Origin of the sequence: Oceanicola granulosus HTCC2516, assembly GCF_000153305.1 — a bacterium.
Classification (GTDB): Bacteria; Pseudomonadota; Alphaproteobacteria; order Rhodobacterales; family Rhodobacteraceae; genus Oceanicola; species Oceanicola granulosus.
The window spans coordinates 76,639-90,981 of the sequence record NZ_CH724110.1; the positions used below are offsets into that span (position 1 = coordinate 76,639).

The window sequence follows — 14,343 nt, forward strand, 5'->3', positions numbered from 1 at the left end:
ATGACGCGCGCCTACCGCAGGCTCCTGCCCCACCCGGTCCTGACGCTGGTGCTCGCCCTCGTCTGGGTGCTGCTGCAGAACGACGTCACGCCGGGCATGGTCGTCTTCGGGCTGATCCTCGGCATCGTCATCCCCATCCTGACCGCGATGTGGTGGCCCGACCGGCCCAAGACGTTCCACGTCTGGCGGATGATCCCCTACATGCTGATCGTCATGTGGGACATCATCGTCGCCAACATCCAGGTCGCCTGGATCGTGCTCACCGTCCCCAACGCCAAGCTCAAGCCCGCCTGGATCGTCGTGCCGCTCGAGCTGACCCAGCCCGAGGCGATCACCATTCTCGCCGGCACCATCACCCTGACCCCGGGCACCGTCTCCTCGGACGTCTCCTCCGAGGGCCACAGCCTGCTCGTCCACGTCCTGCACACCGACGACCCGGACGCCGACCGCGACGAGATCAAGAACCGCTACGAGCGCAGATTGCTGGAGATCTTCCCATGAGCGCCCCCGCCCTGCTCGACATCGCCCTCCTCGTCACCCTCGTCACCCTCGCCGTGGGCCAGCTCCTCTGCGTCGTCCGCCTCGTCCTCGGCCCGACCCCGGGCGACCGCGTCCTCGCCCTCGACACGCTGGTGATCAACGCCCTCGGCATCGTCGTCGTGCTCGGCATGATCCAGGGCGTGAAGGTCTACTTCGAGGTCTCGCTGCTCATCGCGATGCTCGGCTTCGTCTCGACCGTCGCCATGGCCCGCTTCATGCTGCGCGGAGACATCATCGAATGACCCCGGAAATCCTCGCCACCTACGCCGCCGCCCTGTCGCTGCTGATCGGCTCGTTCTTCGTCATCGTCGGCGTGATCGGCCTGCTGAAGTTCAACGACCCGATGACCCGCCTGCACGCGCCCACCAAGGTCGGCACCATCGGCATCGGGATGCTGCTGCTGGCCTCGATGCTCAGCGCCTACGCCGCGGGCGATCCCTCGGTGCACGAGCTGCTCATCATGGCGTTCCTGTTCGTGACGGCCCCGGTGTCGGCGCACTTCATCGCGAAGGTCAGCATCCACCGCCAGGACTGCCAGCAGCCGCCGTCGCCGCCCCGCGACGGGACGTGGTCGACGCTGGACTCGCCCGATACCCGGGGCGACGAGCAGCCGAGCCCGTAGCTCAGCCGTCGTAGAACACCCGCATCCCGGTGTTGCTCGCGCCGCTGTCGGCGGCGGTGCCCGAGCGGGCGGCGATGCGGTAGCGGTAGCAATAGCTGATGTGGCAGAGGAAGCTGCCGCCCTTCGTCACGCGCTGGTTCTCCTGCCGGGCATGGGCGTTGCGCGCGGCGGCGGCGGACTTTGCGGAGCGGACCCGGAACGGGTCGGCGGTCCATTCCCAGACGTTGCCCGCCATGTCGTGCAGCCCCGCGCCGTTGGCGGGATAGGCACCGACGGGGGAGGTGCCCGCGTGGCCGTCGGCGGCGGTGTCGTGGTCGGGGAAGCGGCCCTGCCAGATGTTGCAGGGGAGGAAGCCGGTGTCATCGGGCTCCCGGTCGCCCCAGGGGAAGCGCGCCTGGTCGAGGCCGCCGCGGGCGGCGTGCTCCCACTCGGCCTCGCTCGGCAGCCGCCCCCCGGCCCAGGTGGCGAAGGCGCGGGCGTCGTCCCAGCCGACGTGCACGGCCGGGTGCGAGGCGCGCCCGGTGATGCCGCTCCCCGGCCCCTCGGGCGCGTGCCAGCAGGCGCCGGGGACGGCGCGCCACCAGGGCGTGCCGGGGAAGGCGCGGGCGGCGGCGGCCTCGGCGGGGTTCATCAGCCCGGCAAAGACCTGCCCCCAGCCGAAGCGCTCGGCAACGGTAACGTAGCCCGTCGCCGCGACGAAGGCGGCGAAGCGGGCGTTGGTCACGGGGAAGCTGTCGCAGCGGAACGGCCTGAGCCGCACCGGCCGCACCGGCCCCTCGCCGTCCTCGGGGATCTCGGGCCGGCGGGTGCCCACATGGCTGCGCCCGCCGGCGAACGCCGCCTGCCCCGGCGGCGTCGCGTCGGCGATCTCGACGATCTCGGCGCTCCGGACCGGGCGCGCCGCGCCCGCCGGCCCGGCGGGAAGACGGGACGGACAGCAGCCCATCAGGCCCCCGCCCGGCGCGGCGCGGGCGTCGGCTCGGCGGCGAGCCGGGCCTGCACGAAGCCCTGCAGCATCCGCGCCTTCAGCCCCGCCGCCTCGGGCGCGTCCCAGAGGTTCCGCAGCTCGCCCGGATCGGCGGCGAGGTCGAACAGCTCGCCCATCTCGCCCTCGCGGTAGACGGTGATCTTGGCGTCGCGCTCCACGTAGGTGGCGAGGTGGGGCATCACCGGGTTGTGGCGGTTCTCGCAGATCGCGTGGCTGCGCACCGCCGCGCCGCCGCGCCAGGTGGCGAGCTGCGAGCGGCCCTGGACGCTGCCCGGCACCTCCGCCCCCGCCGCCTCGAGGAAGCTCGGCGCGAGGTCGACGAGGCTCTGCAGTGCATCGCTCACCGCGCCCGCCGGCACCTCGCCGGGCCAGGCGACGATGAACGGGATGCGGATCAGGTCCTCGTAGTGAAACGGCCCCTTCGCCACCAGCCCGTGCTGGCCGAGGAAATGGCCGTGGTCGGTGGTGAAGACGATCAGCGTATCGTCGAGCTCGCCGCGCGCCTCGAGCAGATCGAGCAGCCGGCCGACCTCGGCGTCGATGAAGCTGATCATGCCGTAATAGACGGCGAGGTCCTTCTTCAGCTCCTCCTCCGGGTAAAGGTGGCTCTCGCAGCCGTGCGCCTCGTGCGGCCGGTGCCAACTGGCGAAGTCGGGCGCCTCCTGCTGGGTGGCGGCGAAGTGCGGCGGGTTGGCGTCGTGCTCGCCGGGCACGAGCCGGCCCGGCTCCATGTCGGCGGGGTCGTACATCGACGCCCACGGCTCGGGCACGGTGTAGGGCGGGTGCGGATCGTGGAAGCTGGCCCAGAGGAAGAACGGCCCCTCGCCCGCCTCAATGAAGGCGGCGGAGCGCTCGCCGGTCCAGCGGGTGTAATGCAGTTCGTCGGGCAGCGCCCAGCTGCGGCCCTCGCGCGCCCAGTAATGGCCGCAGGCATGCTCCTCCGGCGCGTGCGCCGCCGTCTCGCCGGGAAGCGGCTGGAAGTACTCGCGCCAGTCGGCGAGGCCCTTGTCCTCGAGCCAGCGCGCGTAGTGCTGGCCGACATGGCTCTCGTCGGCGTGGTTGCGGGCGAGCTCGATGTGCTGGAAGCCGTACCAGGGCCCGTTGAAGCCGCCCCAGAAGTCGAGGTCGCGCAGCGTCGGCTGGCTCTCGAGCGAGGGCGCGGCGAGCGAGGTGAAGTGCGCCTTGCCGACCAGGCCGGTGCGGTAGCCCGCCCCGGCAAGCCAGTCGCCGAGGAAGGGCCGGTCCTCGTCGAGGTCGACGCCGATGGTCCAGGCGCCGTGGTGCGAGGGATACTGCCCGGTGATGATCGAGGCGCGCGAGGGCGTGCAGACCGGGTTGGGGCAGTAGGCCCGCTCGTAGCGCGTGCCCATGTTGCAGAGCCGGTCGAGGTTGGGGGTGGAGAGCTTGTCGTTGACCGCGCCGAGCGCCTCGTAATGGTGCTGGTCGGTGGTGATCAGCAGGATGTTCGGCCGCTTCGCCATCACGCCGCCTCAGCCAGCCGGGCGCGCAGGGCGGCGCTGTCGTGGCGCGGCGTGTCGCCGATCTCGGCCATCTTGGTGTCGAGCTTGCCCAGCATCTCGGCGAAGATCTCCCTGTATGCCGGATCGGCGGCGACGTTGACGAGTTCGTGCGGGACCGCCTCGCAGTCGAACAGCTCCCACTCCGGCGCCGCCCCGCCCTCGCGGGCGCCGAGCTGGCCGAGCGCCTCGTTGTACCAGTAGATCAGCTTGTAGCGCCGGTCGCGCACGCCGTAATGGGCCCAGGCCTCGTGGATGGCGTCGTTGTGCATCCAGTAGCGGTGGTAGGCGAGCTGGTCCCAGTCGTTCGGCGCATCGCCCTCGAGCACCGGGCGCATCGAGCGGCCCTGCATGAACGACGGCACCGGCAGGCCGGCATAGTCGAGGAAGGTGGGCGCGAAGTCGACGTTGCAGGCGATGTCGCCCGAGGTCCGCCCCGGCGCGATGCCGGCGGGGAAGCGGGCGAGGAACGGCATCCTCAGCGATTCCTCGTACATGAAGCGCTTGTCGAACCAGCCGTGCTCGCCGAGGAAGAAGCCCTGGTCGGAGGTGTAGATCACCAGCGTGTTCTCGGCGAGGTCGAGCGCGTCGAGCCTGTCGAGCATCCGCCCGACGCCGTCGTCGATCGCCTGCACCGTGCGCAGGTAGCGCGACATGTAGCGCTGGTACTTGAACTCGGCGAAGGCGGCCGGGTCGTCGAAGCTGTGGCGCGCGCCGGTCTCGGCGCAGATCACGGTGATCTCCTCGCCCGGCGCCAGGTCGGGGACCTTGCGGGCCTGCCAGCCGTCGACGTCGATCATCAGCGCGCCGCTCGTGTCGGCGCCGCCCTCGGGCTGGACCAGCGCGAGGTCCTCGTAGAGCAGGTCGGACTTCACCCGCATCTTCGCCGCCGCCGCCGCCGCGGCGCGGTTGGCGTAGTCGTCGGCGAAGGTCTCGGGCACGGGGATCGTGCCGGGGGCGTGCAGGTCCCTGTGGCGCGGATGGGACTGCCAGTTCCGGTGCGGCGCCTTGTGGTGGCACATCAGGAAGAACGGCCCGTCCTTGTGGCGCTCGATGAAGTCGAGCGACATGTCGGTGATGATGTCGGTCGCGTAGCCGGGGATGCGCTTGCGGCCCTCGGGCGACAGGAAGGCCGGGTCCCAGTAATCCCCCTGCCCCGGCAGCACCGACCACTCGTCGAACCCCGTCGGCTCGTGCGCCGGCCCCTCGCCCAGGTGCCACTTGCCGAACATCCCCGTCGCGTAGCCGCCGACGCGCAGGGTCTTGGCGACGTTGGGCCAGCGGTTGTCGATGTGGGTGTCGAGCGTGGTGACGCAATTGACGTGGTTGTGGGTGCCGGTGAGGATCGCCGCCCGGCTCGGGGTGCAGATCGAGTTGGTGACGTAGGTGGCGTCGTGGCGCACGCCCTCGGCCGCCAGCCGGTCGATGTTGGGGGTATGGTTGAGACCGTGGCCGTAGGCGGAGATCGCCTGCGCGGCATGGTCGTCGGACATGATGAAGATGATGTTGGGGCGCATGGGTCTTTCTCGGGATCAGGCGGTGAGGCGTTCGGCGGCGGCCCGCAGGGCGCGGCCCTCGGCGTCGAACAGGTGGGTGCGCCCCGCGAGCGCGAAGCGGACGCTCTCGCCCGCCCGCAGCCGCGTACCGGGCTCGAAGCGGGCGACCATCTCCTGCCCCCAGCCGGTGCGGAAATGGGCGAAGACCGCGTCGCCGAGCTGCTCCACCACGGTGATCTCCCCGGCCACGTCGCCGCCGCTCTCCACCGGGCGCAGCGCGTCGGAGCGCACGCCGAGCGTCGCCGCCCCCGCCGCGCCGGGCACCGCGGGCGCGGTGCCGTCGGGCAGGCGGCCGTTGTCGAGGGCCATGAAGTTCATCTTCGGCGAGCCGATGAAGCCCGCGACGAACAGGTTGTCGGGCGTCTCGTAGAGGTCCATCGGCGCGCCCACCTGCTCGACCCGCCCGTCGCGCAGCACCACGATCTTGTCGGCGAGCGTCATCGCCTCGACCTGATCGTGGGTGACGTAGATCATCGTCGAGTTCTCGAGCGTCCCGTGCAGCTTGGCGATCTCCAGCCGCGTGGCGACGCGCAGCTCGGCGTCGAGGTTGGAGAGCGGCTCGTCGAACAGGAACACCTCCGGGTCGCGCACGATGGCGCGCCCGATCGCCACGCGCTGGCGCTGTCCGCCGGAGAGCTGCCGGGGCTTGCGGTCGAGGTAGGGCTCGAGCTGCAGGATGCGCGCCGCCTCGTTGACGCGCCGGTCGACCTCGTCCCTGGGCCAGCCGTTCATGCTCAGCCCGAAGCCCATGTTGCGCGCCACGTCCATGTGCGGGTAGAGCGCGTAGGTCTGGAACACCATCGCCGCGCCCCGGTCCTTGGGGTCGAGATCGTTGACCCGCCGCCCGCCGATCTGGACGTCGCCCGAGCTGATCTCCTCCAGCCCCGCGATCATCCGCAGCAGCGTGGACTTGCCGCAGCCCGACGGCCCGACGAAGACGCAGAACTCGCCCTCGCCGATCTCGATGTCGACGCCCTTGATGACTTCGACCGCGCCGTAGCGCTTCTTGACGTTGTTGAGGATCACACCGGACATGGGTCGGTCTCCGATCAGCCCTTCACCGCGCCGGCCAGGCCGTCGATGAAGTAGCGTTGCAGGAAGAGGAACAGCAGGATGATGGGGATGATGGTGATCGCCGACGCGGCGGTCATGCCGCCCCAGTCGATGAAGTGCTCGCCGCGAAACGAGTAGACCCCGACCGAGAGCGTGCGCAGGTCCGGGTTGGCCAGCGTCACCACGAGCGGCAGCAGGAAGTCGTTCCAGGCCTGCAGCGTCTGCATCACGATCACGGTGACGATGATCGGCTTGGACAGCGGCAGCATCACGTACCAGAAGGTCTTGAGCGGCCCGACCCCGTCCATCCGACTCGCCTCCTCCAGCTCCTTGGGCATCTGCCCGAAGTAGCCGGCGAACAGGAAGGTGAAGATCACGATGGAATGGCCGCAGGTCGCCAGCATGACGCCCCAGAGCGACTGGCCGAGCCCGACGCTGGTCAGCAGCTCGAAGACCGGGATGATGGTGAAGCCCTGGGGGATGAACAGGGTGAACACCATCAGCCCCATCAGCGCCGTCTTGCCCGGGATCGGCCGGCGGCCGAGCACGTAGCCCATCAGCGCCGCCGCGATGGTGGTGATGATGACCGAGCCGACGGTGACGAACAGCGTGTTGAAGAAGTACTGCCCGATATTCGCCTCGCGCCAGGCGCGGGTGTAGTTGTCGAAGGTGGGCGCGTCGGGGATCAGGCCGCTGTCGGCGAAGATCTCGCCGTTGGTCTTGAACGAGGCCGAGATCATCCAGACGATCGGGTAGACCCAGACCGCGCAGATCGCGGCGAGCACGATCGAGACGAGGGTGCGCCGGGCACGCGGCGACAGCCACGCCTCGCGCCGGCGCGGCGGGGCGAAGCTGGTGCGGGAGAGGGCGGCGTCAGCCATTGGTCGGCTCCTTGCGGCGGGCGTGGCGGACGGCGAGGACCTGCAGGATCGTCAGCCCCATCACCGCCAGCCCGAACAGCACCCCGGCGGCACTCGCGTAGCCGAGCTGCGGGAAGGTGCCCGAGGGCGGTGCGAAGGCGGTGCGGAAGATGAACACCTCCATCACCTCCGAGGCGAAGAACGGCCCGCCCTGAGTGGTGGCCTGGATCAGCGGGAAGACGTTGAGCGCCGAGATCGCCGAGATCAGCCCGATCACCACCGCGAAGGGCGCGATGATCGGCAGGATCACGTAGCGCGTCACCTGCCAGCCGCGCACCCCGTCGAGCTTGCAGGCCTCGTAGAGCTCGTCGGGCACCGTCTGCAGCGCCGCGAGCCAGTAGATCAGCGTCACCCCCGTCCACTTCCAGACGTAGATCCCGGCAAGGCTCCACATCACCAGCTGCGGCGAGCCGAGGAAGTCGACGGCGCGCTGGACGATCTCGGTTGATTGCAGCAGGTCGTTGATCGGCCCGTTGAACGGCGACAGCATCAGCGCCATCACGATCGCGATCACCGCGACGGGCGTCACGACGGGCAGGAAGATCATCGTGCGGAACAGCGCCGAGAGCTTCAGCAGCCGGTTGTTGAGCACCACCGCGAGGACGAGGCCGAGCAGCATCTGCAGCGGCACGGTGATCGCGGTGAACAGGATCGAGCGCACGAAGGCGGCGCGGAAGAACTCGTCGCCCAGCAGGTCGCGGTAGTTCTGCAGGCCGACGAACACCTGCCGCGAGTCGAAGCCCGACCAGTCGAGCAGCGCGAACCAGTTGGCGGCGAACAGCGGCCAGACCACGAAGGCGCCGAAGATCGCCAGGCCGGGCAGCAGGAACAGGTAGTCGATCCGGTGCTCCCTGAGCCGCTGGCCCAGCGGGCGCTGGCGGGCTTCGTCGGGCGGCGGCGGGATGTCGGAATAGGCGCTCATCGATGATCCTCGCAAGCGGCGTCAGGAAAGCGCCGGGCGGCCCGGGGAGGGCGGCCGCCCGGCGCGGGAGCGATCAGCCGGCGTAATCGGTGGTCGGGTCCCAGTCCTCGAACACGAGCTGCTCGCGGCTGACGTCGGCCCCGGCGGCGTTGGCCTCCGCGATCGCGGCCTCGAGCGCGTCGGTCATCGCCGCGTTGAGCCGGTCCAGCTCGCCCTGCACGTCGGTCAGCTGGCCCGCGAACAGGCCCTGCACCGTCTGCGCGATGTCCGGCGTCGGCATCTGGAACGCCCGCGCCACCTCCACGAATCCGGTGCTCGCCGAGTACGGCACCGGCGTCGCGCGGACCTGCTGCTCCTGCAGCGCGATCACCGCGCGCGCCCGCTCCGACATCTCCGCCTGCTCGTTGGCGGCCGGGAAGATCGCCGGGTCGGACGGGCCGACCACGTTGGCCCACGCCGTCTGCCCCTCGACCGTCCCCATCAGGCGGAACACCTCGGCGGCGTGGTAGGGGTTCTTGGCGTCGGCGTTGAGGAACATCATGTTCGCCGCCGACGGCAGGGTGTTGACGTAGGTCTTGCCGTCGGCGCCCTCGGGGGCCGGCGTCCAGGTGAAGCCGAAATCGAACTCCGGGTTGTTCGCCTCCCAGAGCGGGACGTTCCACGGCCCCTGCAGGATCATGCCGGCGTTGCCCTGCGCGGTGAAGGCGCGGGCCTGCGGTGCGTTGAGGCTGAGCAGGCCGGGGAAGGTCGAGCCGTCGTCGCGCATCGCCAGCAGCAGCTCGACCGCCGCGACGACCTCCTCGCTGTTGAGCGCGTACTCGCCCGTCGAGAAGTCGAAGCCGGTGACGAAGCCCGAGACGCCGTAATGGGCGCCGGCCCGGCTGGCGAGGCTGAGCACCGCGTCGCGCCAGCGGTTGACCTGCGCGCCGCCGAGGATGAAGCCGTAGACGCTGCCGCCGGAATTCTCGGTGATCTGGCGCGCGGCGGTGCGGAATTCGTCCCAGTTCAGCGGGTTTTCGGGGCTCGGATCGTAGTCGGTCAGCGCCATCGCCTCGCGGCCGAACAGCAGCAGCGTCGACGAGCGCCGGTCGGAAGTGAACGGCAGACCGTAGGTCTTGCCGTCGCGCATGTTGACGCCCTCGATGAACGAGCCCGTCGGGAAGCCCGCGCGCCACTCGGCGATGTCGGGGATATAGTCGTCGAGCGGCTGCACCCAGCCCTGGTCGATGGCGACGGCGGGCGGCATGTCGAGCGGCAGGGCGAAGGCGTCGGGCGCGCTTTCGTTGCGCACGCCGAGCGGCACGACCGTCGCGATCTCCACCCAGGGCAGGCCGTCATAGACCGTCTCGATGCCGCGCGCCTCGCCGTAATTGGCGAGGAACTCGCGGAAGAAGACGCCCTTCTGGTCGCCGCTGTCGAGCCATCGCAGCGGCCCGTCGGGCGCGGGCATGTCGGTCATCGGCGCGCCGAAGTCGAAGCCCTGCTGCGCGAAGGCCGGCCCGGCGATGGCGGCGAGGCCGAGCGCGCTGGTGCCGGCGAGGAAGCTGCGGCGGTTGAGACTGGTCATGGTGGTGGTCCTCTCCCTGAGACGGGCCCGTCACCTCCTCCGTGACGGGCCCTGAAATGCATGGCCCGGAGTGTTAGCCGTTGCCCGGATATCAGGAAAGTGCAATAATTCTCGCAAGCGATGCAAGAGTTTTATCACCGATGATCGACCTGATGACCCACCTGTTCCGCCTCCAGGCGATCGTGGAGGAGGGCAGCATGCGCCGCGCGGCGCTGCATCTGAACCTCACCCAGCCGGCGCTGACCCGGTCGGTCCAGCTGATCGAGGAGCGCCTCGGCCAGCCCCTGCTCGAGCGCCACGCGCGCGGCGTCGAGCCGACCGCCTTCGGGCGCGAGGTGCTGAGTTCGGTGATGCGCCTGTCGCGCCAGTGGGAGCTCGCCGAGCAGGAGCTGCTCGCCGCCACCACCTCGGCCAAGCGCGTGCTGCGCCTCGAGGCCGGGCCGCTCTGGCGGATGGTGGTGCTGCCGGCGATCCTCGGGCCGCTGAAGGAAAAGCACCCCGACCTGCGCATCGAGCTGACCAACCTGCGCCCCGCCGAGAGCTCGAAGAACGTCATCGAGGGCAAGATCGACGTGCTCTGCGGCGGCCTGCAATTCGTCGCCGACCTGCCGCCCACGATGCAGCACCGCGCCTTCACCCACTTCCACGACCGCGTCACCGCCCGCGCCGACCACCCGCTCTTCGCGCGCATCCCCAAGAGCGGCCAGCTGCCGCCCGAGGTGCTGCTCGACTACCCGTGGCTGGTCTACACGGGCGACCCGATCTACGAGCTCGAGACCGCCCACGCCGCCACCGAACGGCTCGGCCGCGAGCCCGACGTGCGCATCAGCTGCGAATCGCTCGCCTCGGCGCTGCGGGTGCTGCAGCAGAGCAACTGCGTCAGCATCCTCCCCGACGGCGCCCTCGCCGACCTTTCCGGCCCGCCGCTCGTGCCGGTGCCCGTCTCGCTCGGCCGCCGCCGCGCGCCCTCGGGCGTGATCTTCCGCGAGGAGATGCTCGACTGGCCGCCCCTGACCGACCTGCTGAGCGCCTGCGAGGAGTTCTTCGGCACGCGCGGCTACGTGCTCGACGGCACCGCCCCAACCCAACCCGACACCGCCGAGGCCACCCCTTGACCGACCAGACCGCCCCAGCCGACCCGCCGCACATCTTCCTCGTCATCACCGACCAGCAGCGCTTCGACACGATCCGCGAGACCGGCGCGTCGTGGATGCACACGCCCCACCTCGACCGGCTCGCCCGCGAGGGCGTCGTCTTCGAGCGCTGCTTCGTCAACGCTCCGTCCTGCGTCCCCTCCCGCGCCGCGCTGTTCTCGGGGATCGAGCCGCACGTCTCGGGCGTGCTGCGCAACGGCCAGGACTGGAGCTGCACATGGGTCGGCAACCTCGCCGAGGCGGGCTACCACTGCGTCAGCGTCGGCAAGATGCACACCATCCCCTACGACGCGCCCGCCGGCTTCCACGAGCGCTTCGTGGTCGAGAACAAGGACCGCTTCTACGAGGGCCGCTGGTTCGCCGACGAGCTCGACAAGGCCATCGCGGCGCACGGGCTCACCAAGCCCTCGCGCGCCGGCTACCGCGTCCTGCCCGACTACCGCGACCGGCTCGGCGCCGTCGACTGGCCCCTGCCCGCGCACCTGCACCCCGACAGCTTCACCGCCCGAACGGCGCGCTGGTGGCTCGAGACCCGTCCCCGCCCCGAGCGGCTGTTCATGCAGATCGGCCTCCCCGGCCCGCACCCGCCCTACGATCCGACCGAGGCGCATACCCGCCGCTACCTCGACGCGCCCGACCTGCCCCTGCCCGAGGTCGACGACGCCGAACTCGCCGCCCTGCCCGCCTACCTGCAGGAAAAGCGCCGCCACGACGTCGACGTCGACCACGATTCGGTGGCGTGGAAGCTGGAGCCGAGCGCGGACGAGCTGCGCCGCCTGCGCGCCCACTACGCCGCCAACGTCACGCTGATCGACGAGGAGATCGGCCAGCTGATGGAGACGCTCGAGACGACGGGCTACCTCGACAACGCGGTGGTGATCTTCTGCTCCGACCACGGCGACGCGCTCGGCGATCACGGGCTGAGCCAGAAATGGTCGATGTACGAGCCGGTGACGCGGGTGCCGCTGATGGTCTGGTCGCCCGGCCGTTTCGAGGCGCGCCGCGTGCCCGGCCTGTGCCAGCTCTTCGACGTCGGCCCCACCATCCTCGACCTCGCCGGCGCCGCCCGACCTGAGCCCTGCCACGCCGAGAGCCTGCTGCCGGCGCTGGAGGGCGACGACTGGACAGGCCGCGAGATCGTGGTGAGCGAGCAGGCGGGCGACGTGTCGATGACCGGTGCGCGGCTGGTGACGATGATCCGCGACGCGCGCTGGAAGGCGGTGTTCGTGCACGGCGCCGGCGACGGCCAGCTCTTCGACCTCGAGACCGACCCCGACGAGCGCCACAACCGCTTCGCCGACCCCGCCGCCGCCGGCGAGCTGCGCCGCCTCCGCGACCGCCTCGCCACCTGGCGCACCGACACGATGCTCGCGGGGATGGACGCGTTCGCGCAGAGCCGCTGAAGGGGGCGCCGGGCTGAAGCCCGGCTGACCCGTAGGCCGGGCTTCAGCCCGGCCCACGCCCCACGTTCTGGCCCACGCCGGACCTCACCCCCGCGCGATCTCCACCATCTGGTGCCCGTGCACCCGCGGCACGGTGAACCGCACGCGGCCCTCGCCGGCGTCCTCGAACTCCAGCGCCTGCCCCTCGGGCACCAGCCGCACCCCGGCGACCGGACCGTCGGCGGCGACGGTGACGGCGACGTCGTTGAGCGGGATCAGCTCCTGGATCGGCTGGACCGGGTTGCCGCGCAGGTGGCCGCGCAGCGTCGGGTTGGCGCAGAGCAGGTGCAGAACGTCGCGGCTCTCCTGGCGGCGCAGGGTGGCGCGGCCGGCGCGGGGCAGGCCGGTCTCGATCAGCCGCGGCGCGCCGAGCGCGCGCTCGATCAGCTTCTCGGCCATCTCCAGCATCGCGACCGCGCCGACCCGCTGGTAGAGCGAGAAGATCGGGAAGGCGAACTGGGTGAACGCGCCCTTCGCCGCGCCGAGCACGTGGGCCTCGGGCTCGGGCTTGGACGGCGCGTTGACGTGGCCCGAATAGCGCCGGGGGCTGCGGTCGAAGTAGGGCTCGTAGACCGCGCCGAGGCTCTCGCCACCGTCGAGCGCCAGCTTCTCGGCGGGGCCGTACATGAACAGCGGATCGTTCACGAACGACGCCCGCAGCCCCTCCACGGGCAGCGCGTAGTCGCCGCCCTTGTTGGCCGAGGTGCCCTGCCAGGTCGCGCCGGTGTCGAACACGTTGCCGTCCGCGCCGATGCCGCTCTTGCCGGTCAGCAGCACCCGGCCGCCGCCGGCCACGAAGGCGTCGATCTTCGCCTTCAGCGCCTCGCCCACCTCGACCGCGTCGGGCAGGATCACCAGCCGGTAGCCCGACAGGTCGCTCTCGAGGTCGACCACGTCGAACAGGAACTTCGACTCCAGCAGCACCCGCACCGCGCCCTCGTCGGCGGCGACGGTCTTGCCGGGGATGCCCGACAGGCTCCGCGCGCTCGCCGCCTCGACCGACATCAGCGCGATCTCGGCCCGGTTGGTGCTGTCGACGCACCATTCCTCGCGCGCCTCGACCCACTCGTAGGCCGCGCCGATGATGCCCATCGTCGAGCCGTCGATCTGCCCCGTCGGGTGCAGGTGGTCGCCGATCGAGCAGCGCGCGCCCTGGGCGATCATCGCGCCGCACTCGTAGACCAGCGCCTCGGGCTTCTTGTAGCCGCCGACCTCGCCCCAGAGGGTGTGGAACTTGCCGGTCATGCCGAGGAACGGCACGCCGAGCGGGTCGGCGTAGCGCGCCGAGAGCGGGAAGTGCTCGTAGCCCCAATGCGCGGTCGGCAGGCTCTCGAGCTCGAGGTGGGTGTAGAAGTCGGCGTAGTGCTTGCGCATCCCCCGGCGCATGTGGCCGGAGTTGAAGAACAGCGGCATCTTCGGGTCGTGCTTGCGCACCGCGTCGCGCACCTTGGTGAAGTACTCCTCCACCATCGCCGCCGTGTGCTTCTCCCGGTCGGCCTCGTCGGTCCAGTCGAGCCCGGCCTCCTCCATCCGCTTCTTCGCCCATTCCGAGATCGAGGGCAGCTGGAACGAGATGTCCATGAAGATGCCGTCGCAATCGGGATAGCGGCGCATGACCTCCTCGGTCTGGGCGCAGAGGTAGTCGACGTAGGGCGAGGAGAAGTCGAGATAGGCCCAGCCGACCTCGGCGTCGGGGCCGTGGCGGTGCTCGCCGAGGATGTTGCCGGGCAGCACGGTGCGCCACTCGGGATGCTCGCGCGCGGCGAGCTCGTCCCAGGTCGCGGTGAGGTAGATCGGCGCCTTGATGTCCTTGGCGTGCAGCGCGTCGAGCTGCGCGCGGGTCAGGTCGAAGTCGAGATGCGGGTGCATCCGGCCGACCTCGGTCGGGTGGTAGCTGTGGCCGTGGTGGCACTTGGAGAAGATGGTGACGCTGTCGACGTGGGCGTCCTTGAAGGCCTGCCCGAAGGTCTCGGCGTCGAACCGGCTGCCGATGCCGGGGATGTGCTCGCTGGTGTGGAAGTCGAGGTGGATCTGTCTGAAGCGCATGGGGTTCGGTCCTGTC

13 protein-coding genes are annotated in these 14,343 nt (G+C 70.6%); 5 read left to right on the forward strand and 8 right to left on the reverse strand.

The features are described 5' to 3' along the window. The 3 genes from OG2516_RS17400 to mnhG are packed head-to-tail and all read left to right on the forward strand — an operon-like array spanning position 1 to position 1,162. On the forward strand, positions 1–501 hold the full coding sequence (locus OG2516_RS17400) for a Na+/H+ antiporter subunit E (RefSeq protein WP_007257115.1): 501 nt from the start codon (positions 1–3) through the stop codon (positions 499–501). After that, positions 498–782, forward strand: coding sequence for a K+/H+ antiporter subunit F (locus OG2516_RS17405; protein WP_007257116.1), 285 nt, complete (start codon positions 498–500; stop codon positions 780–782). The genes OG2516_RS17400 and OG2516_RS17405 overlap by 4 nt, the downstream gene beginning before the upstream one ends. Then, positions 779–1,162, forward strand: a complete 384-nt coding sequence (gene mnhG, locus OG2516_RS17410) for a monovalent cation/H(+) antiporter subunit G (RefSeq protein WP_007257117.1) — start codon at positions 779–781, stop codon at positions 1,160–1,162. Before OG2516_RS17405 ends, mnhG begins: the two co-directional genes overlap by 4 nt. Position 1,163: 1 nt before the next feature. Here the strand turns inward: mnhG and OG2516_RS17415 are convergent, their stop codons facing one another. The 7 genes from OG2516_RS17415 to OG2516_RS17445 all read right to left on the reverse strand — a co-directional run bounded on the left by OG2516_RS17415 (position 1,164) and on the right by OG2516_RS17445 (position 9,685). Next, a complete protein-coding gene (locus OG2516_RS17415; RefSeq protein WP_007257118.1) occupies positions 1,164–2,108 on the reverse strand; it encodes a formylglycine-generating enzyme family protein in 945 nt (314 codons plus the stop codon). Next, positions 2,108–3,631 (reverse strand): sulfatase family protein, encoded by a 1,524-nt coding sequence (locus OG2516_RS17420; protein WP_007257119.1) that lies wholly within the window; start codon positions 3,629–3,631, stop codon positions 2,108–2,110. Before OG2516_RS17420 ends, OG2516_RS17415 begins: the two co-directional genes overlap by 1 nt. Beyond that, entirely contained in the window at positions 3,631–5,184 is a 1,554-nt protein-coding gene (locus OG2516_RS17425; RefSeq protein WP_007257120.1) for a sulfatase family protein, read from the reverse strand. Before OG2516_RS17425 ends, OG2516_RS17420 begins: the two co-directional genes overlap by 1 nt. A 15-nt stretch (positions 5,185–5,199) precedes the next feature. After that, positions 5,200–6,258 (reverse strand): ABC transporter ATP-binding protein, encoded by a 1,059-nt coding sequence (locus OG2516_RS17430; protein WP_007257121.1) that lies wholly within the window; start codon positions 6,256–6,258, stop codon positions 5,200–5,202. Between the two features lie 14 nt (positions 6,259–6,272). Next, complete coding sequence (locus OG2516_RS17435) at positions 6,273–7,157, reverse strand: carbohydrate ABC transporter permease (protein WP_007257122.1); 885 nt, start codon at positions 7,155–7,157, stop codon at positions 6,273–6,275. Then, entirely contained in the window at positions 7,150–8,118 is a 969-nt protein-coding gene (locus OG2516_RS17440; RefSeq protein WP_007257123.1) for a carbohydrate ABC transporter permease, read from the reverse strand. Before OG2516_RS17440 ends, OG2516_RS17435 begins: the two co-directional genes overlap by 8 nt. Before the next feature lie 73 nt (positions 8,119–8,191). Further along, positions 8,192–9,685 (reverse strand): ABC transporter substrate-binding protein, encoded by a 1,494-nt coding sequence (locus OG2516_RS17445; protein WP_007257124.1) that lies wholly within the window; start codon positions 9,683–9,685, stop codon positions 8,192–8,194. Positions 9,686–9,825: 140 nt separating this feature from the next. Between OG2516_RS17445 and OG2516_RS17450 the strand changes: the two genes are divergently transcribed. Continuing rightward, the gene (locus OG2516_RS17450; protein WP_007257125.1) at positions 9,826–10,800 is read left to right on the forward strand and encodes a LysR family transcriptional regulator; all 975 of its coding nucleotides are present in this window, start codon (positions 9,826–9,828) and stop codon (positions 10,798–10,800) included. Further along, positions 10,797–12,242, forward strand: a complete 1,446-nt coding sequence (locus OG2516_RS17455; RefSeq protein WP_007257126.1) for a sulfatase family protein — start codon at positions 10,797–10,799, stop codon at positions 12,240–12,242. The genes OG2516_RS17450 and OG2516_RS17455 overlap by 4 nt, the downstream gene beginning before the upstream one ends. Before the next feature lie 84 nt (positions 12,243–12,326). Here the strand turns inward: OG2516_RS17455 and OG2516_RS17460 are convergent, their stop codons facing one another. Then, on the reverse strand, positions 12,327–14,327 hold the full coding sequence (locus OG2516_RS17460) for an alpha-amylase family protein (protein WP_007257127.1): 2,001 nt from the start codon (positions 14,325–14,327) through the stop codon (positions 12,327–12,329). Between the last annotated feature and the right edge of the window lie 16 nt (positions 14,328–14,343).

Bases quoted from the DNA above. Each gene is read 5' to 3' on its own strand.
- OG2516_RS17400 (WP_007257115.1), top strand. From the start codon at position 1: ATGACGCGCGCCTACCGCAGGCTCCTGCCCCACCCGGTCCTGACGCTG.
- OG2516_RS17405 (WP_007257116.1), top strand. From the start codon at position 498: ATGAGCGCCCCCGCCCTGCTCGACATCGCCCTCCTCGTCACCCTCGTC.
- mnhG (WP_007257117.1), top strand. From the start codon at position 779: ATGACCCCGGAAATCCTCGCCACCTACGCCGCCGCCCTGTCGCTGCTG.
- OG2516_RS17415 (WP_007257118.1), bottom strand. From the start codon at position 2,108: ATGGGCTGCTGTCCGTCCCGTCTTCCCGCCGGGCCGGCGGGCGCGGCG.
- OG2516_RS17420 (WP_007257119.1), bottom strand. From the start codon at position 3,631: ATGGCGAAGCGGCCGAACATCCTGCTGATCACCACCGACCAGCACCAT.
- OG2516_RS17425 (WP_007257120.1), bottom strand. From the start codon at position 5,184: ATGCGCCCCAACATCATCTTCATCATGTCCGACGACCATGCCGCGCAG.
- OG2516_RS17430 (WP_007257121.1), bottom strand. From the start codon at position 6,258: ATGTCCGGTGTGATCCTCAACAACGTCAAGAAGCGCTACGGCGCGGTC.
- OG2516_RS17435 (WP_007257122.1), bottom strand. From the start codon at position 7,157: ATGGCTGACGCCGCCCTCTCCCGCACCAGCTTCGCCCCGCCGCGCCGG.
- OG2516_RS17440 (WP_007257123.1), bottom strand. From the start codon at position 8,118: ATGAGCGCCTATTCCGACATCCCGCCGCCGCCCGACGAAGCCCGCCAG.
- OG2516_RS17445 (WP_007257124.1), bottom strand. From the start codon at position 9,685: ATGACCAGTCTCAACCGCCGCAGCTTCCTCGCCGGCACCAGCGCGCTC.
- OG2516_RS17450 (WP_007257125.1), top strand. From the start codon at position 9,826: ATGATCGACCTGATGACCCACCTGTTCCGCCTCCAGGCGATCGTGGAG.
- OG2516_RS17460 (WP_007257127.1), bottom strand. From the start codon at position 14,327: ATGCGCTTCAGACAGATCCACCTCGACTTCCACACCAGCGAGCACATC.